General features: G+C 33.1%; 12 protein-coding genes. 8 read left to right on the top strand and 4 right to left on the bottom strand.

Annotated features, from left to right (window positions below):
• The first annotated feature begins 6 nt into the window (after window positions 1–6).
• From QLQ95_RS24450 to QLQ95_RS24425, 6 genes are all read left to right on the top strand, one after another.
• The gene (locus tag QLQ95_RS24450) at window positions 7–1,425 is read left to right on the top strand and encodes a DUF5106 domain-containing protein (RefSeq protein ID WP_482502052.1); all 1,419 of its coding nucleotides are present in this window, start codon (window positions 7–9) and stop codon (window positions 1,423–1,425) included.
• Between the two features lie 123 nt (window positions 1,426–1,548).
• On the top strand, window positions 1,549–2,139 hold the full coding sequence (locus QLQ95_RS24445; protein ID WP_482502051.1) for a hypothetical protein: 591 nt from the start codon (window positions 1,549–1,551) through the stop codon (window positions 2,137–2,139).
• Window positions 2,140–2,163: 24 nt separating this feature from the next.
• A complete protein-coding gene (locus QLQ95_RS24440) occupies window positions 2,164–2,916 on the top strand; it encodes a thioredoxin family protein (RefSeq protein WP_482502050.1) in 753 nt (250 codons plus the stop codon).
• Between the two features lie 292 nt (window positions 2,917–3,208).
• Window positions 3,209–4,519, top strand: coding sequence for a T9SS type B sorting domain-containing protein (locus tag QLQ95_RS24435; protein WP_482502049.1), 1,311 nt, complete (start codon window positions 3,209–3,211; stop codon window positions 4,517–4,519).
• A 19-nt stretch (window positions 4,520–4,538) separates the two neighbouring features.
• Entirely contained in the window at window positions 4,539–5,456 is a 918-nt protein-coding gene (locus QLQ95_RS24430; protein WP_320495871.1) for a PorP/SprF family type IX secretion system membrane protein, read from the top strand.
• 22 nt (window positions 5,457–5,478) lie between these two features.
• Window positions 5,479–7,455 carry an OmpA family protein gene (locus tag QLQ95_RS24425; protein ID WP_482502048.1) on the top strand — a complete coding sequence of 659 codons (1,977 nt, stop codon included), beginning with the start codon at window positions 5,479–5,481 and terminating at the stop codon, window positions 7,453–7,455.
• 67 nt (window positions 7,456–7,522) lie between these two features.
• On the opposite strand, the gene QLQ95_RS24420 is transcribed toward QLQ95_RS24425, so the two are convergent.
• The 4 genes from QLQ95_RS24420 to QLQ95_RS24405 all read right to left on the bottom strand — a co-directional run bounded on the left by QLQ95_RS24420 (window position 7,523) and on the right by QLQ95_RS24405 (window position 12,468).
• Window positions 7,523–8,536 carry a helix-turn-helix domain-containing protein gene (locus QLQ95_RS24420; RefSeq protein ID WP_482502047.1) on the bottom strand — a complete coding sequence of 338 codons (1,014 nt, stop codon included), beginning with the start codon at window positions 8,534–8,536 and terminating at the stop codon, window positions 7,523–7,525.
• A gap of 34 nt (window positions 8,537–8,570) precedes the next feature.
• Complete coding sequence (locus QLQ95_RS24415; protein ID WP_482502046.1) at window positions 8,571–9,551, bottom strand: helix-turn-helix domain-containing protein; 981 nt, start codon at window positions 9,549–9,551, stop codon at window positions 8,571–8,573.
• A gap of 490 nt (window positions 9,552–10,041) precedes the next feature.
• Window positions 10,042–11,370: a sigma-54-dependent transcriptional regulator gene (locus QLQ95_RS24410; protein ID WP_320495865.1), complete on the bottom strand. Its 1,329-nt coding sequence runs from the start codon at window positions 11,368–11,370 to the stop codon at window positions 10,042–10,044.
• 6 nt (window positions 11,371–11,376) lie between these two features.
• The gene (locus tag QLQ95_RS24405) at window positions 11,377–12,468 is read right to left on the bottom strand and encodes a sensor histidine kinase (protein ID WP_482502045.1); all 1,092 of its coding nucleotides are present in this window, start codon (window positions 12,466–12,468) and stop codon (window positions 11,377–11,379) included.
• A gap of 692 nt (window positions 12,469–13,160) precedes the next feature.
• Between QLQ95_RS24405 and QLQ95_RS24400 the strand changes: the two genes are divergently transcribed.
• Together QLQ95_RS24400 and QLQ95_RS24395 are read left to right on the top strand one after the other, a co-directional pair.
• Window positions 13,161–18,197, top strand: a complete 5,037-nt coding sequence (locus tag QLQ95_RS24400) for a beta strand repeat-containing protein (protein WP_482502044.1) — start codon at window positions 13,161–13,163, stop codon at window positions 18,195–18,197.
• Window positions 18,198–18,263: 66 nt separating this feature from the next.
• Complete coding sequence (locus QLQ95_RS24395) at window positions 18,264–20,693, top strand: hypothetical protein (RefSeq protein WP_320494834.1); 2,430 nt, start codon at window positions 18,264–18,266, stop codon at window positions 20,691–20,693.
• Window positions 20,694–20,809: the final 116 nt, after the last annotated feature.

The following is a 20,809-nucleotide window of genomic DNA, read 5'->3' as shown; positions in this document are numbered from 1 at the left end:
TTTAGTATGAAAAAGTTTTACGTGAATATAATTTGGATTACAGTTCTTTTATTAACGCAAAATATTTTTGCACAGCGAACTATTACTTTAGAAACTGAGGGATTGGTTAAAGGAGATAGCTGTGCGCTGTATGGTTACAAAAATGGAATGCCAATAATTTTGCAAATGGCAGCTGTTAGTGAAGCCGGAAAAATAATTGTTACAGATACAAGTGCTGTAGTAACAGAGGGTATCTATATGTTAATACTGCCACCGGCTATAATTAAAGATGCTATACCGCTTTTACTCTCTAAAGAAGAAGAAAAAAGCCTTAGTATTCGATTTTATCAACACAATCAAACTCCTGTTTTTAAAAACAGCGATCAAAATAATGCTTATGTAGCATATGTGCAGGCTGCACAAAAGTTCTACGGTATACAACACAATCTTGAAGAAGAATTTTTAAACACAACGGATACTATACAAAGAAGAAAAATAAGAAATAAAGCACTTACAGAGCAACAGGTTTTATATGATTATGGCAGGCGAATTGCGAGTGCGTACAAAGGGTTACTAATTGACAAATTAATTAATTGTATCAACACACCACCCATTCCTGACATGGCTTGGAACGGAGAACACCTGATGTATACGATTCAAGAAGAAAAATATCAGAAAGCTGTAAGTTTTGTGCAGCAGCATTATTGGCAAGGAGTAGATTTTCGGGATGACACATTGATTAATACTCCTTATTTATCTGGTAAAATGACGCAGTATATGAGTCTTTTTAATTTAAAAGATAAAAAGAATATTACCTTGGCCATAGACAACATACTTGAGAAAGCAGCAGTAAATTCGAAAATGTATCATGTTATTGAAGAAGCATTGTTAAATCTTTATTTGACAAAAAACAGCAGTTTATTTGATGAAGAACTAGGAATTCGTATTCTTAAGAATGAGCAGAACCAATCTTTTACTCCTGATTGGAGAAAAGTCATTATAATTTCCCGAATTTCATTTATTGAAAAAAATAAAGTAGGAACAATTGCGACAGATATTCGATTAGAAGATCAAAATGGCAAAAAAATAACGCTGCTTAGCAATAAATCAAAATACACAATATTGTATTTTTTTAATCCGGATTGCTCCCATTGTATGGAAGTAACTCCTATCGTAAAAGAATGGTTGAGTAAAGATGCACCTAAGGATGTTTCATTAACAGCAGTTTATGTAGATAATGATGAGAAAGAATGGCGTAAATATTTAAAAGAAAACACTTTTCCAAAAAATTGGCAGAATCTCTGGGGTAGCACTGATTTTGTAAAAATTAGAACACAATATTGGATAGATAATATTCCCTCAATTTATCTTTTAGATGAAAACAAAAAAGTAATATTAAAAGATGTAAATTATAAACAGTTGATTAATTATTTTTCGAAAGAATAATTTTTTATTATTTGAAAATTCTATGATAAGAAAGAATATAACTGTTTTTGAATCAATTTAGGACTAAATAGATATATAGTTATGCGAACATTTCAAGTCATTATAATAATCGCTTTATGAATTGTGTTTCTCCCTGTAAGTAAGGCGCAATCAGCAATAGTAATAGAAAGCGAACAGCTTAAAGAAGGAAGTGTTTTTGTCTTTTACCGCTCTGTAAATGGTGCTTTAACAAAAGGAGATACTATTACTGCTAAAGCGCAGGGGCATTTAGAGCTGGTTTCTCAAATTCCATTTTTGCAGGGGCAATATTTTTTAGAAACCCCAAAAGAAGTTCACAAAGGGCTTATAGAACTGCTGATCGAAAAAAATGTGAATGATAAAATGACTGTTTCTATTGACTCGACATACAATAACGTTTTGTTTAAGGATAACCCAATAAATGGAGTTTATTCCGCTTATTCGGGGTCAATAAGAAATACAGAAGACCAGATTCAAAAATTATACAACAAAGGAACAGCAGCAAATATTACTGCTGCAGGCAAGGAACAAATCGATATTGAGATAAAAGGGCTGCAGAAACGGCAGCGCGATTTAGAGATAAGTTTGATAAATAGATACCCCAATACACTTTTGAGTACTATAATAGCAGCTAATATACTGCCTTTAATACCAGGCAGTATATTAGATAATTATAAGGCTGATCCTGATGCATAAATTTATAAAGAAACAACAGGATTTTTGCGTGAAAATTATTGGAAAGAGGTAGATTTTCAGAGTGGTATTTTGTTGAATACACAATTGCTGCCTTCAAAGACAAAAAAATATATTTCTTTTTTTGATAAAAATGATCCGCAGCTGGCTGCTGCTGTTACAGAGTTATTAGACAAAAGCGCTGTAAATCCTTTGGTTTACCAAGTAATCTCGGATGCTCTTTATAATAGTTTTAATGCAACTTCCTATAATAATAATGACGAAGATATTGCAGTTTTGATCCTGAAAAATGCCAAAGAGCAGATTTTTATTCCAGATTGGAAGAAGCAATCTATAGAACAGCAGATTTTAATTCATCAAAAGAATAAGGTAGGTTCAAAAGCAGCAAACTTAATATTAAAAGATGGAGCTGATGTAAAGTATGCACTTAATGATATCAAATCAAAATATACTATTTTGTTTTTCTATGACCCTGAGTGTTCACATTGTACTGAGTTGATGCCACAAATGAAAGGATGGTTTTATACAGACGGTCCTAAAGATGGAAAAGTAGCAGCCATTTATATCAATCAAAACGAACAAGAATGGAGAAAATATGTAAAAGAAAATACCTATCCTCCTAAATGGTTAAATTTATGGGATAAGAATGGGGAAAATAAACTACAGGAAAAATATTGGATACAAAGCCTACCGACCATTTATGTCCTGGATGAAAATAAAAATGTGATTTTAAAAAATGCCGGGTTTAAGCAATTAGTAAATTATTTCGATAAGAAGTAATGAGGTTTAAAGATTTGATTTTTTTGCAATCTAGATAATATAGAAAAACGAGGAAGCATTTACTTCCTCGTTTTTTGTTGCGCAAAAATTAATCAAAATGCTAGGCCATAAAAAAATCTATTTTAAAAAACAAAACACTTTGTAATACATGCTGTTATGTTTTTTTTCGATTAAATTCTCTATCAGTAAAATGACCTTATTTTAATACAACAAAGGCTTTTACGGGATAAGTGATTTTGGGTATTGATCTAATTTTGTCGTGTTATTTAATATAATCTGTAAAGTAAATAAAATGATGAAAAAAAATACTAATTTATATAGAATACCAGAAAAAAAAGACCCTGTAAAGGATCAAAAAAACAAAAGCGCTTTTTTGTATTATGCTAGTTTTTTTGCTATTGTATCTTCTTCAGGATATGCACAAGTTGTTAATTCCGGCGATGTGAAAATTGCTCCTAATACCATCATGGCTGTTTATATGGATTATGAAAATGCGCCAACGGGAGATTTTGTAAATGATGGAAACCTATATATTTTTCAAAACTGGAAGAATGACGGTTTAGTTACTTATACAGACAGTCAAAACGGTTCTACATTTTTTAATGGTTCAGACGATCAGTTTATAGAAGGAACTCAGGTTTCTAATTTTAAAAATACTTTTTTTGAAAATGTATCTTCTCTAGTGCCTTTTCATTTATCTGGTAAGATAGCTGTAGGAGGTAATTCAGAATTTAAAAAAGGCGTTGTACTTGCTGGTGATTATGGCGGTAAAGTAATTTTTAGAGAAAAAGCAACTCATACACTCACGAGCGATCTAAGTTTTGTAGACGGCCAGGTAGAAAAAGATGGTCTTGCTGCATTTGAATTCCCAGTTGGAGCAGGAAATTATTTTAGACCTTCTTATCATGCTGCAGGCACTAATGAAGGGGATATTTACACAACACAATACTTTAATAAGAATTCCAACCTTATCCATTCTCACGATCAGAGAGATGAAAAAATCCTAGAGATAAATAAGAATGAATATTGGGAAATAACTAAAGATCAGGGCGCAAACAAAATTATCTTGAGTTTAACAATGGATAATCGCACAACACCTGCAGAATACTTTAATGAAAGCGATACGTATCAGGTGGTAATAACACGCTGGGACAGCGCATCTGGTAAATGGATAAACGAAGGAGGAGATATTAGTGCTCCTCTAGCAGGAAAGCCTTATGAGAAATTATTAACAGCACAGGTAAGCGGCTACGGGCTTTTTACTATGGCTTTGGTAAAGAAACCAACACCAGAACCAGAAGATGTTGTTATATATAATGCAATTTCACCAAATGATGATGGTTTAAATGACAGCTTTGTGATCAAAGGAATTGATAGATTCCCTGATAACCAAGTGGAGATTTACAACAGATGGGGAGTTAAAGTTTATGATGCTAAGTCTTACAATGAAACCGATAACATGTTTAGAGGATATTCTGACGGACGTGCAACGATAAAGAGGGGCGATAAACTTCCAACAGGAACATATTTCTACATACTGAAATATAATACTGGTAACAAAGTAAAAGAGAGAACAGGTTATTTATATATCAATAACCAATAATTAAAAGAAGTAAGAACTAATGAAAAAGATTTCATATCTATTAATCTTGTTGTTTGTAGGGATTTTAGAAGTTTCTGCGCAACAGCAGTCGCAGTATACACAATACATGTATAATACGATGACAATAAATCCAGGTTATACGGGAACCCGCGGTATACCAAGCATATTTGGGTTGTATAGAACACAGTGGGTAGGACTGGACGGAGCTCCAAAAACAGCCAATTTTTCTATTGAATCTCCTATAACAGAAAACGGACAAGGTTTAGGGTTGTCTGTAATCAGTGATAAAATTGGACCATCACAAGAAACAACCGTAACGGCAAGTTATTCTTATCCAATACAACTTTCAGGAGATACGTTTTTGTCTTTGGGTATTAGCGCATCAGGCAATTTTATGCAGGTTGACTATAATAAGCTAAATGTATTGAATCCGGAAGATCCATATTTGTCAGGAAACTTAACTAAAAATTCTCCAAATTTTGGAGCAGGGGCTTACTTCCATTCAGAAAAATGGTATGCAGGTTTATCAGTGCCAATGATTTTGGAAACCAAATTCTATGATGACGTAAAAGTATCTGTGGCTTCTCAAAAAATGCACTTTTATGCAATGGGAGGTTATGTATTTGATTTAAATGATAATCTAAAATTCAAGCCGGCTGCAATGGTAAAGATGGTTAGCGGTGCGCCATTGGCAGTTGATTTGTCTGCAAACTTTTTATTCAATGAAAAATTAACTTTAGGAGCAGCCTACAGATGGGATGCAGCCGTAAGTGCTATGGCAGGATTTCAGGTAACATCAGGTTTGAATATTGGATACGCTTACGATTACGATACGCAGAAAATAGGAAACTACAATTCAGGGTCTCACGAAATTTTCCTTCGTTTCGACTTATTTTCTGGAACCAAATACAGATTGGTTACACCAAGATTCTTTTAATAACCAAAAACTAGGATAAAAAATGATATCTAATAAGATGAGAACTGTACTAACCGCAATTTGTATTTGCTTAATTCAAATAGGAGTGGTAAAGGCACAGGATAAAAAAATTGAAAAAGCAAATGAAACTTATAATAAGTTTGCTTTTATTGAGGCGGCCAAGCTGTATAAAAATCTGGTTGATAAAGGAAATTCTTCTTTAGAAGTTTATACAAAATTAGGTAACAGCTATTATTTTAACGGACAATATCCCGAAGCGGCAGAAGCTTATTCAAAAGTTTTTAATTCTGGACAATCTGTAGATCCAGAGTTTTATTTTAGATATGCTCAGGCTCTTAACAATACAAAAAAATACAATGAAGCGAGTGCTGTTGTAAAAAAATATTATGCTGTAACGGGTAAAAAGGACGGTAGTGAAAATTGGAAAGAGCAAAAATTAATGGCTGATATTCAAAAAGAGTCAGGACGTTATAGCTTTAAGCCTGTTACTATCAATACACCAGTTTCTGAGTTTGGAACTGCTTTTGATGGGAAAGATAAAGTAATATTTGCATCAGCAAAAGATACTGGAGTAGTAATCAAAAGAAAGCACAGCTGGAATGAAAAGTCATTTATGAAATTGTACTCGGCTAATATTACTGCAGATGGAGGATTAGAAGATGCGGCATTAATTAAAGGAGATGTAAATACCAAATACCATCAGAGTAGTGCAGCAGTAACAAAAGATGGTAAATACATGTATTTTACAAGAAACAATTTTATTGATGGAAAATTAGGAGCAGATAAAAATGGGACTAATTTTCTAAAAATATATGTTGCAGAAAATGTAAAGGGAGAGTGGAAAAATGTAAAAGAATTGCCTTATCCAATAAATAGTGACGGTTTTTCTTCAGCGCATCCAGCACTTAGCCCAGATGAATCGCAGCTGTATTTTGTATCTGATCGCAACAATAGTTTTGGCAACTCAGATTTGTATGTGGTAAGTTTAAAAAAAGGGAGCCTAGTAAGCAATGACGTTACTAGACTAAGTGATGAAATTAACACACCAGGACGCGAAACTTATCCTTATATGGATGGAAAAGGTGTTTTATATTTTGCTTCAGACGGTCATCCTGGATTAGGTGGACTTGATGTATTTGCTGCAATGAAAGACAGTGAAGGAAAATACCATGTCGTAAATCTGGGAGATGGAGTAAATACAAGTTCGGATGATTTTGCTTATGCTATTAATAATGAAAATAAAAAAGGTTATTTCTCTTCAAATAGAGCAGGGAATGATGACATTTATAGTTTCACAGAAAATAAACCTGTAATTTTTGATTTTGATATTAGATCACTGATTTTTGGAACAATTACAGAAAACGGTAAACCAGTTACTGGTTTTAATGTTCAAGTGTTTAATTCAAATGATGAAAGTATTGGAACAACTACAACTGACAATGAAGGGAATTACAAAATTGCTGTAGATCCATATCAAAATTACAGAGCATTGTATACAAAAACTTCTTATGCTGATAAAACAGAAAATACAGAACAATTAAAACCTTTAGAGAAAAAAGAAATTAGTTTCGAAATCACTAAAGAAATGGAAGTTGTTGTTGATGGTGAAAAAGTAAAAATTAAAGACGGAGATGATTTAACAGATAAATTGAAATTAAATCCTATTTATTTTGACTTGAATGGTTACAACATAAGACAATCATCTAAGAAAGAATTGAATAAAGTAGTAGCTTTAATGAAAGATCGTCCAAACATATCTATTAAAGTTAATTCATATACAGATAGTAGAGGAAGAGATGAATTTAATATGAAACTATCTGAGAATAGAGCGAAAGCTACAGTTGATTATATCGTTAATTCAGGTATTGAACAAGAAAGGATAAGTGGAGAAGGATTTGGAGAAACACATTTACTAAACCATTGTTCTAATGGCGTGATTTGTTCAGAGAAAGAACATGAATTAAATAGACGTTCAGAGTTTATTATAAACTTTAAATAATTTTCTTCTTTAAAAAAAGCTGTTGGTTAATAGAAATATTACCAGCAGCTTTTTTAATACTATTTTTTTAAGATTCATTTTTTATTGGGTCTAGGTGTTTTTTTACAAAATCATCAGTGGGTTTTCTTTTGAGCTGTTCAAAATATTTAGTGCAAAAATAGCTGAGTTTGGTATAATTAAGTTCATACATAACTGCAGTTAGAGTAGTATATTCTCCACTTCTAAGGAGCTTTTGGGCAAGATTTATTTTTTCTTCTATAAATAAATTTTTTGGCGTATTGTTGTAACGCGTTTTAAAAAGACTTTTGTATTTAGAAGCCGACATTCCTGCCATACTTGCTAAGAAAGTTAAGGAAGGAAATGGTCCGTATAAATTATTTAATAAATAGTTCTTCGTCTTCTCAATTGCCTCGTTTTCAATTTCGGTAAGAGGCACGCTTTTATTTTTTGTTTCGTAAAATTTATTAAAAAAATTGCCTAATATTTTTAAGGAAATACCTTTTATAAAAGAATCAAAAGCTAAGTCACGAACTGATTTCTGTTTTATAGATTGAATTAACAATATACTATTGCTGTCAATATTGCCATAGTGGTAGAATGTTTTTTTGTTTGTTTTGCTTTTTACAAAATAATTTTCTTTTTTTTCAAACTCCTGAATAAAATCATGCAAGAGTTTTTTGTCAATTAACAATCTTAAAGCAATTGTTCGTTCATTCACAGAAGGCTTGAAAGAACTTTCGATTTCATTGTCAAGTATCGCAAGATCCAATTGATTAAAAGAGCCTATTTCATAATCAATATTATTAATCTTAATAAGATTGATGTGCTCGCTTAAATCAAAATGAAAAATGAAAATTTCATTGTTAGATTTTTGCCGTGTTAGTTTGATAGGCACTTTTGCTGTTAAATCGGCATACACGACTGAAATACCCTCCATTACTTGAGAAAAATAAAAAAAGCCTTTGCCTATATCTTTGGGTACAATAATCAGTTTATCATCTAATAGCTCTATACCCAATTGTTTCACTAAATCATATTGCCATTCTGGAGTTAAAGTGTAGGAATGCGTAAATTTTCTCATAGACTATTTATTACGATTAATTATTGGCACTCCTTTACAATTGTTTGTAAAATGCTTTAGGAGACAACCCAAAATGTTCTTTAAATTTTGATGCGAAATAAGAGTTATTAGTAAAATTTAGTTCATCTGAAATCTGAGAAATCGTCAGCTGTTTGTTTTCAAGAAGTTCTTTACCAAGTAATAATTTGTTTTCCATGAAAAAAACATTGGCCGTATTTCCTGTTATTTTCTTAAATAAGGTTTTAAATTTTGATTCAGACATATTAGCCATCTTGGCCATCTGTGTTATACTTGGAAAATGATCTCTAATATGCTCAATTAAGTACATTTGTATCGCAATAATATGCTCTAAGTCTTCTTTGTTAACGGTTTGTGCGATGATTTTTTTTGTAGCTAATTTTTTTAGGTAATTTGAAATTAATAAATGGACAGTGCCTTTTAAATGCAGATCGAAAATAGATCCCCCAACTGGCAGCTTTCTCAAATCATTTAAAATATGATAGCTTTCGCTGGTCATTCTGTCAAACCGAATTATCGTATTTTCTTTTGGATCAAGGAGAGAGTCGATATTCTGAATTGCAATACCATTCTTTTGAGTAAAAGCCTTTAACATGCTTTTTTTGATAAAAAAACATAAGGCAAAAGTTTTACTCCCTTTCTTGACATTATATTCTGAGTCCAACGATCCATCAATAACCGCTAGATTGTAATTCCATCTGCCGACATTGTACATAAAGTGGTCTGTGTTTACGGTAGCTTCCCCTTCTGTTAAGTTGTAATAAAATCCAACAAAATCTTGATTCAAATTTTGTTGTATTAACTGGTAGTTTCTTTTATATTCTACATTGATGTAATAGGCTAGAATACCATCGCCACAGTCTAAAAAATATCGTGTTCCCGTTTGGGAATCCTCAGGGAGTCTGATAAAGTTACCTTCAATTTTTCCTCCAATTTGTGCAGTATAATGCTCTACCCAAGAAAGATCTGCATCGTAATAATGTTTAATTATTTTCATGGAAATGTGGATTTGTGTTATAAAGTTAAGATTTTTTAAGAAATTAAATGTCTTTTTTGTTTTATAAGTTATTGATGATTAGTGATGTTGTAATTGTTAATAACTTGTAAAACACCAAGCAGTATGCGGTAAAATTTGCAATTAGCCAATCTGTTTTACAACGCTGTTTGGTTCTTTATTTCTAATAAAAACACTGCACTTATAATTTTTGGAAGTACTAAAGATATAAACTTGAATTTACTGGAGAATCTATTCTCAATTTCTTTAACATGCTGGCAATATGTAATCGAAATGAAGTTTAATATTGGTTTCACCTTAGACTGTTTTTTAATTAATTTGATTTATTTTAATACATTTTAGGCTTTTTGGGGCAAACAGTATGCCTCTTTTTATATTAATTTGTAAATCAGTAAATTGTATTATCGTTAGTTTTAAAACGTTTAAATTGCCTAGGGTAGATTATGAACGGGTGAGGAGTATGTACCCGTTTTTAAAGAACTTTTTGGGTTAAAGTCTTTCTGTCAATTTGCAGGATTTGTGCTGCTTTTGTTTTGTTATTATTTACGGCGGCTAAGACTTTTAATATTTGCTCTTTTTCATATTCTTTTAAAGACTTAAAAACTGTATCTGAAGAATGGATATGATATTTTAAATTTTCTGGAATATGATCCAAAGTGATCGTATCATCGCTCATAATAACCAATCTATGAATCACATTTTCAAGTTCTCTTATATTTCCTGGCCAATTGTATCTCATTAGAATTTCAATTGCTTTTTCATTTATTTGAACGTTTAATTTATTATATTCATGAGAGTACTTTTCTATAAAAAGATGAATTAATGTCAATAAATCTTCTTTTCGATCTCGTAAAGGAACAGTTCTAATAGAAATAACATTTATTCTATAATATAAATCTTCTCTGAAAGTACCTTTTACAACCATATCTTCCAGATTGCTGTTTGTGGCACATAAAATCCTTACGTCTATTTTTTCTGGTTTTGTTGCGCCAACTCGTAGAATTTCTTTTTCCTGAATAACGCGCAATAGTTTAATCTGTACAGACAAAGGAGCGTCTCCAATTTCATCTAAAAAAATAGTGCCTCCGGAGGCAGATTGAAATAAGCCTACTCGGTTTTCTGAAGCTCCTGTAAAAGAACCTTTTATATGTCCAAATAATTCAGATTCTATTAGGTTTTCGTGTATTCCTCCGCAGTTTACTACAATAAAGGGCTGGTCTGCAAGTTTGCTGGTAAAATGGATCGCTCTTGCAATCATTTCTTTTCCAGTACCGCTTTCTCCTTCTATAAGAACATTTGCCTTTGTATCTTTTACGCGTTTTATTATTTCAATTAAATCTCTAAAATGACTCGAATTTCCATGGAGACCTGCGTACGATTTTTCATTATTTAGGTCTGGAAAATTAGTTGAAATTTTAGAAATACTCGCCCCTTTCTTAAGTGAATCTAAAATGGTTTTATGAAGTTCTTCACTTGTAAAAGGTTTTGTTAAATAATCTAATGCGCCCGATTTCATTGCGTTTACAACATTATACACAGATGGAATTCCAGATATTACAAGCTTTGGTATTGCTGGAAAGTGCTCTTCTGCATATTTTAATAGTTCAATTCCGTTTATATTGGGCATATTGAGGTCGCTGATCAGTAAGTGTATATCTGAGCTTTTTAAGACTTCAATAGCTTCATTTACAGAAGAGGCTTTGTAAGTTCGATAATGGAAAGATTTTAATTGTCTTTGAATTAAATCCAGCATATCATTATTGTCGTCGACAACCAGTATATTCTCTTTTTTAAAAGTCATTTTGTTTTAAGATAAAGGGATGCGAATGATAAAAATCGATCCATTTGGAAAATTGTTTTGAAGAGTAATCTCTCCATTGTGATTTTTTATGATGCCATGAACGACGCTTAAACCAAGTCCGCAGCCATAATTGACAGGTTTGGTTGAAAAAAAAGGTTCAAATATTTTTTCTTTTATAGCATCTGGAATCCCTGTTCCTTGATCCTCTATTTTTAGATAAAGATTAGTTTCGTCATGATCTACTATTATCTTAATAGTGCTTTTTTCTGGCGACGCATAAATAGCATTTATAAGCAGATTAAATAATACTTGGGTAATTTGAACCGAATCGACCTTTGCTATTATAGTGTCATCCTCAAAGATCAATTCATGTTTAATTGCTTTTTTCTGAAAATTAGATTTTAGAAAAGACAAGGCAAAAACGATAATAGGCTTTAATTCTTGTAATTCTAATTTTTGAGGCATTTCGCAAGAAAAGAACATGAGTTTTTTGACAATCTCCCGAGAATAAATAACCGAATTAATAACAATATCAATATCCGCACTAATTTCTGGATCGGAATTTTGCTCTTTTATAAGTTCTGCAAAACCTAAAATATTACCTAATGGGGTATTTAGCTCATGTGCTATTCCTGCAGTCATTTCGCCAAGCAAGGAAAGACGTTCCATATGTTCTATGGTTCTTCTTAATAGTGCTTTTCTTTCCAGTGTCTGAAACTTTTCAATATAATTTCCGATTTCTATTGCAATAGTATCTAGAAGTTTCTGTTCATCTTCATTAAAATCATCCTGTGTATATTTTGCAGAGGGATAATGAACTTTAATATATCCAGGATTCATATCCTTGATTTTTAGTGCGCTACATTGAAAAATGCTAGAGTTTTTTTTCTCAGATGTTGAAAGATGGTAATCTAAAATATGAATTTCTACGACGGCATCAAGATTGTAACGCCACGCCTTTTTTGTGCTAAAAATAATCTCATAGAGCGTTTGAATATGTATAGAGTTAGATTTGGAAATAATCTTAGAAATTTCATAAAGACAAGTAAGTTCTTTAATTTTTTCTTTAAGATTTTCTTCTGTAAACTGTAAATTCATTGTAAGAAATTATTTGTTTTTTATTGTAAAATGGTCCCAAAAATAAATAAATATTTTTGACTATATAATAAAAGAAAGTTAATTGTTAATTGTTTGAAAATAAGGTAGATGATGTTTTGATTATGGTCTTATAGTATTACTTTTTTAACTTTTAAGGGTATGTTTTGACGATACTTTTTTGTAAAAAAAAATACAAATGTTCAAAAGGAAAAAGATTAGAATTTAAAATGCAGGAATGTATTATTTTGATAATCTAAAAAAATGAATAATACTGGTTTCAAATATTTTTGTTGTAAAGAAATAATTTGAAAACAAAATACTCGATGGCTAATATTTTTTTTTATGATGTTATAAGATTTGAAGATTATCAACAACAGAAAAATAGAGTAGAAAAACCATAAATATATATATAGGTTTTTTTCTATTAAAAAAAAATAAAAATTTAACAGTCAGCATATTAGTATTTTACTACCTTTATAATTCTTTTAATTAAAGAGGAATAGTTTTACAAAATCATTGGTTTCTAATCAGCTCTAAAATTCCTCATTTAATTTATTTCAAGCCATTTGAATCAAATACATATCGCTAGATAGATTTGTCCATTTTACCCCATGTCTTTATTATTCTCAAATTATTTGCCTTAAATCTTTTATTTCTATTATAAATAAATTGATAACCCTAATGTTTGACTTATGAAGAATAAATTACTCTCATTAATTTTATTTTTAGGTAGTTATGCAGCTTATTCTCAGGTTGGTATTGGAACTCTAATGCCAAATACTTCTTCACAATTAGAAGTTGTCGCTGCTGATAAAGGTGTGTTAATTCCTAGAGTTAATTTAAAAAACTCTACAGACGGTACTACAATTGCTAATGGCAATGTAAATAGTTTATTAGTCTTTAATGCAGCAACAATTTCAGATATTACACCAGGATATTACTATTGGTATGATAATAAATGGAATAGAATTGTAATATCAAGCGAAGTAGCCTCAAATCCTGGAACAGTTATTTTCAATCCTATTAATCAACAATTTACTTACATTGATTCTTCAGGAAATTCGCAAGTTATCGATATAAGTGCAATCGTAAAAGCAAATGAGACAGTAACCTCACTTGTGAATAATGGCGCTGGTTCTTATACCTATACTAACGAAGCGGGTACAGCTGTGAATATAGACATTGTTGGTGATGTTACAACTAATTTCAGCACAATTGTAAACAATCCAGCCGTAACAAATATCATTCAGGATATCGTCAACAAAACAGAAGGGAATGTTACTTTTGACTCTACCACAAACCAGTTTAGTTATGTTGATGCTTCGGGGAATACGCAAATTATCGATATAAGTGCAATCGTGAAAGCAAATGAGACGGTCACCACACTTGTTAATAATGGCGCTGGCTCTTATACCTATACCAACGAAGCGGGTACAGCTGTGAATATAGACATTGTTGGCGATGTTACAACTAATTTCAGCACAATTGTAAACAATCCAGCCGTAACAAATATCATTCAGGATATCGTCAACAAAACAGAAGGGAATGTCACTTTTGACTCTACAACAAACCAGTTTAGTTATGTTGATGCTTCGGGGAATACGCAAGTTATCGATATAAGCACAATCGTGAAAGCAAATGAGACAGTCACCACACTTGTTAATAATGGCGCTGGCTCTTATACCTATACCAACGAAGCGGGTACAGCTGTGAATATAGATATTGTTGGCGATGTTACAACTAATTTCAGCACTATTGTAAACAATCCGGCTGTCACAAATATCATTCAGGATATCGTCAACAAAACAGAAGGGAATGTCACTTTTGACTCTACAACAAACCAGTTTAGTTATGTTGATGCTTCGGGGAATACGCAAATTATAGATATAAGTACTATTGTAAAAGCTAATGAAACAATAACTACTTTGGATAAAGATGCGGCAAATAATGGTCAATATACGTATACAAGCGAAAATGCCACTACAACTACAATTGATATAGTGGGTGATGTAATAAACAATGCAAGTACGATCTTAAATAATTCTACTTTTATTACTCAATTGACTAATATTATCAAAACAAATGAAACGCTAACAAGTCTGACATATGATGGTGTAGCGAATACTTTAACTTATATAGATGAAAAATCTACGCCATACACCATTAATTTATTGGATTTAGTAGGTGACGCAGAAACCCAAACAACATTAGTTTACGATCAAACAGCAAAAACCTTAACATATAATGGTGAAAGTGGAACTCCAACAGTAATTAATTTGGTTGATTTAGTTGGTGATGCAGAAACAGTTACAACAATAACTCCTATTGTAACAACAGGAAATAGTATAGCTACATACAATAACGAAGCAGGAACATCAATTGATATTAAAGAAACAGTGACAACTCAAAGTCAAGATCCAGCAACGGGAGCGATAACTTTTACTAATGAAACTGGGACAGCCCTAACATCAAATGTCATTAGTTCTGATTCTGCTAATATAATTACTGCTGGTAGCGATGGAGGTGCTTTATTGACTCCTACAGCAATTACAAATTTAACGACAGTTTCTAATGCTTCAGCGGTAAATAATTTAACTACAACAGTAAATGGAATAACCAGTACAGGTGCTCCAATCATTAACAGCAACGAAACGGCATTAACGGGTGCAACTTTAACTACAACTGTAAATGGAGTTGCCAGTACTGCATTAGATTTGACTCCAGCTATTACAGCTGGTACAACCAATGCTCTGAGTCTGGCAGGCAATACTTTGACCTCAAATGTAAATGGAGTTTCTACAACTTCAGATGCTGTTAGCGGTGTTTCAAATGCTTCAGCCATAAATACTGCAACAGTAACAGTAAATGGAATAACCAGTACAGGTGCTCCAATCATTAACAGCAACGAAACGGCATTAACGGGTGCAACTTTAACTACAACTGTAAATGGAGTTGCCAGTACTGCATTAGACTTAACTCCGGCAATTACAGCTGGTACAACCAATACTCTGAGTCTGGCGGGCAATACTCTGACCTCTAATGTAAATGGGGTTTCTGCAACTTCAGATGCTGTAAGCGGTGTTTCTAATACATCGGCAGTAAATGATTTAACTACAACAGTAAATGGAGTAGCAGGAACTGCTGTGCCAATTATCAACAGCAACGAGACCTCGTTGACAGGAGCAACTTTAACTACAACTGTAAATGGAGTTGCAAGTACTGCACTAGATTTGACTCCAGCTATTACAGCTGGTACAACCAATACTCTGAGTCTGGCGGGCAATACTCTAACCTCTAATGTAAATGGGGTTTCTACAGCTTCAGATGCTGTAAGCGGTGTTTCAAATGCTTCAGCCATAAATACTGCAACAGTAACAGTAAATGGAATAACCAGTACAGGTGCTCCAATCATTAACAGCAATGAAACTTCATTAACGGGTGCAACTTTAACGACAACTGTAAATGGAATTGCCAGTACTGCACTAGATTTGACTCCCGCAATTAAAGCAAGTGAAACCATAACAACCATAACTCCAATTGTTAATTCAGGGAGTGTAATTGCTACATATACTAATGAAGCAGGCGGACCCTCTGTTGATATTCAACAAACAGTAACAAAACAAACTCAGGATATAGGGACAGGGATTATAAACTTTATCAATGAAGAAGGCTTATCTGTTGATTCACATGTTATAAGTGCAGATCCAGATAATATAATTACTGTTGGATCTGATGGAGGAGCTTTATTAACTCCAACTACATTAACAGCCGCAACTACGAATACTTTGACTGCAACAAATGGAGAACTTATCTCTACAGTAAACGGAGTAGCAACAACTCCTGCTGTTCCTGTATTAATCACTGCAGATAACGGATTAACATCTACAAACGGTAATGTGCAATTGGGTGGAAATCTTATTGTTCCCACTACAATTAGTACAGACTTTGCAAATACGCTAGCCATAACGGGTTTAATGCATGGAAACCCCATGGATGAAATTTTAGTTACCGATCCGGGTGGTGGAATTATTAGAACTATTAAACCTGTTGAGCTAAACATGAATGATTGGAGCATTAATGGAAATATGGGAATACAGTCTCAATTTAATTTCTTGGGTACTCTTGATGATGCTAATTTAGTTTTTAAAAGAAATAACACCCCAGCTGGAAGAATTGAGACAGACAATACCGCTTTTGGAGTTAATGCATTAAATACTGTTTCCACAGGAGTTCGAAATGTTGCCATAGGAACATCTGTACTTTCCGTCAATACTATAGGGGAATCTAATACTGCGTTAGGAAATTACGCCCTATTTAGCAATACAACAGGATCTAATAATACAGCATCTGGAACCTTTGCTTTATCTGTTAATACAACGGGTAATTTTAACACCGCAACTGGGCTTCTTGCCATGCAGGAAAATGCTACAGGAAATCATAATACTACAGTAGGGTATGCTGCACTTGCAAGTAATCAAACAGGAAGTAATAATACAGCAGTAGGTTCTGTTGCAGGTGGTATTGGCGGATTTAATGGATCAAACAATACATTTATTGGTAATAATTCTAATCCAACAAATGGTAACCCTGTAAATAATTCGACAGCTATTGGAAATAATTCAAAAGTAGCTACGAGCAATAGTTTGGTTTTAGGAGGTATTGCAGCCGATGCTGTAAATGTTGGAATAGGTATTGATGCCCCAACAAACACTTTACACGTAAAACCCTTAACTGGTATAAATCCTGTTCGCTTCGAAGGTTTGCAACCAAGTATTTCAGGAACTGATAATATTGTCGTAGCAGATGCAACTGGCATATTAAGAACGGTAACGCCAAGTTCATTAATTCCCGCTACTACTGTTTCAAACTCATCAGCATTAAATAGCTTGAGTACCACAGTAAATGGAGTAACAGGAACCTCAGTAAATATTATAAACAGTAATACTACATCACTTACAGGAGCTAGTTTGACTACAACAGTAAACGGAATAGCTAGTACTCCACTAGACTTAACTCCTGCCATTAAGGCTAATGAAACTATAACAACAGTAAATCCAATTGTAACTACTGGAAACATTATCGCGACCTATATCAATGAGGCAGGGGGTACACCTGTTGAAGTGAAAGAAACAGTTACGACATTAAGTTATAACAGTACTTTAAATACCTTGAATTATGTAGGTGAAGGTACCTCTACTGCTATAGACTTAGTTGATTTAGTTAATAATACGATTGTAAAGTCAGATATAACTACTACAACTCCTGCTACAGTTTTAGCGGTAACAGGTACAGGAGCATCTTTGGCTGCAGCGACGGTTGATATAGTTCCTTCAACTATTGAAGGTGATGTGTTAACAACGACGGCGACAGGCGTAGAATGGAAAGCTCCTGCTAAACCAAATGTTTTAGGCATTAAAATTACTTCTGGAGATTACACATTAGTTGATGATGACTATACAATTATTGCCAAAAATTTAACGAGTGACATTACGCTTACACTTCCAGATGCTACAACAAACACAGGCAGGATCTTAGTATTTAACCAAAATACAGTATCATCAGGAGGAACAGCTGTGGTAGTTAATTTTAATGTTCCAGTAGTGTATTCTGATACAGCTTCTTATCCATACATTGCATCAAGTGTGTTTGGCGGAGCTACAGGTGGAAGCTTAAAAATTACTTTGCAGTCAGACGGAACAAATTGGTATGTAATAAATTATACAATGTAATAATTATACATAATCAATATAAAATATTATATCAAAGCTTATTAAATAATGATAAAAATAAGGACTATGAAAAGAATAATTTTTACTCTACTATTGATTTTTAGTTTTATTAATACTTTCAGCCAAATAAATGAGCCATTGGTAATTGGTGGCCAACAAAAAGGAGATCCGAATGCAACCTTAGAAATACTTTCCAAAAACGGGACTAAAGGTTTTATGCCTCCTCGCTTAAGCCAGATTCAAATTAATGCATTACAAACATCATTGACAGCTGATAATAACGGATTAACAGTTTATAATACAGATGAAAAGTGTCTGCAATCATGGAAAGGAGATACTTGGACGGAATGTAATCCGGTACTTATTGCCAAGTTTACATTTGACTGTGTTAATGCAAAAGCCGTAGGGAATTATTATAAAGCTACACCTGTTACTAATGATGAGTATTTAGAACTTCCTGTTATTGCGACCAAAGCAGGATCTTATACTTTTGTAGCTGAAACACAAAATGGTGTTCGGTTTTTTATATCTTCAATTATTAGTACAGCAAGTCCAACAACTCAGATTATTAAAATTCCAGCTTTTGGCACCCCAACTTCAACGGGCAATTTCAATTATAATTTATTAGATCAATCTGGTTCGGCTGTATGTACTTTTCCAATTACAGTAACTGAAAATAATGCTGAATTTAATATAAATTGTAGTGAATCAGAAGTTATAGGTGATTTTAATGAAGGAAAACAAGTAACTATCAAAGATCAGATAATTCTAAAAGTAAATGTTACTAAAGCAGGTAATTATACTTTTAAAACAGCTTTAAAAAACGGAATTTCATTTTTATCAACTGGTTTTTTTACTTATCCAGGGGAACAAATTGTTACCCTGCGCCCAAGTGGTAGTCCAACATGGAATTCTCCTGATGGTATTATATCTTTTGATATTTTAGATAAGGATGGTATTTCTTATGGTTGCACGATAAATGTTCCTGTAACAAGTGCTGCCGCTGGATTTGATATAGTGAATTGTACTAATGATGTAACTGTTGAGGGTGATTATTCAGTAGGGAAACAAACAACGTCTCTTAATTACATTGAACTAAAATTAAATGTAACAAAACCTGGTCCGTATGCGATCGAAACGGAAGATAAAAATGGTCTATCTTTTAGGGTCTCAGGCACATTTGAAAAAACAGGATTGCAGACGATACAAATACCAGCAAGCGGAACGCCAGACATAGTAGGCACAATTGTATTTAATCAATTTAAAGAATTGGTTTCTGGAACAATACTTTGCCCCACTGTTTCCGTAGTGGTTCAGGATGTTATTGGATGTTTTGCTGTCGTTTCTTCTCCAACAGGTAATCAAATAGGTACTTGGACAGCTAATGTACCGTTAACAGGTGCACAATATTCAGTAACCTTAACCGCAATTTCGATAGGTCCTTATACATTACAAGCAACAGGATCAGGTATTACATTGTCGGCTTCAGGAACTATTGCTGCACCTGGTACACAAAACATGACAATTACGTTTAATGCAGCTGGAATACCTGAAACATCTGGGACAGTCCCTCTAGTTATTAAAGGAAGTTGTGGAGATGTAACAACAATCAATTTAACAATTGGAGTTGGCCCCGGTGATCAGACTAATCCTGGTAAAAGTTGTAAAGATATTTTATTGGCAACGTCAAATACAGCAAAGGATGGAGAATATTGGATAAATCCGCTTACTCCTGGACCATCCGGAGCAGGTTCAGCATATAAAACATTATGTGATATGACAGGTGGAGGTTACACCTTGATATATTCATTTTCTGAAGACGTAAACTGGAATAAATATACATGGACAGGATATGTTGAATATTACGGCGACTATACCAATTTAAATGTAAGTACCTATCGAACAAGTTCAGGGAGTTATAGTCAAAATGGATACGAGTATTTAACAACTGGAGGTGTTATAAAATATGACGAATTCAGAATCCCTACGGCACATATGCTTGCTATAAATACAGGTGCAGGCGAGTATAAATTACGAGTGGCTTCAAATGCAGGTAAAGGCAATATTGCTGATGCAAGAGGCAACGCCAATTATGTAACATTCTCAACAGTTTCAGGGGCAGATCCAAAAGTGAATGCAACTATAGCGCGTGGTGTTAACGGTGAAGGAATGATAGCTGGGGTTCCGTTTACAATGACAGCGAGTGCAAATAATACGAAAGGTGCAGGAACATATAATGGTGTATCTGGACATTCGTTTCAATTAGTACAAAGTACAGAAGCAATGAGAATTAATTGGTTTGGGAATCCAAACGTAGCAAATGCAAATGTGTGGGTTAATTTATTTGGTTACTTCGATGGAGATAATGACACAAATAGAGGAGCTCAATTAAACGATCATTTTCAAAAATGCGTTAATGGTGCCAATATTTGTAAGTCTGATGGGAACCAGGTTAGAACAGGTAATAATTATGTAATGCAATATTTTTTAAGATAGAGTAATCAGATCATTTTTGAAATAGCGCGACGATTAAATATTGTCTTTCTTTCTTTCTTTTTTTGTTCTTAAATGATTTAAGTAAATCGTAACAATTTTTATTATGTACATAATTA

This window comes from Flavobacterium sp. B330r, assembly GCF_056824325.1.
This window is presented reverse-complemented; position numbering and strand designations above follow the sequence as displayed.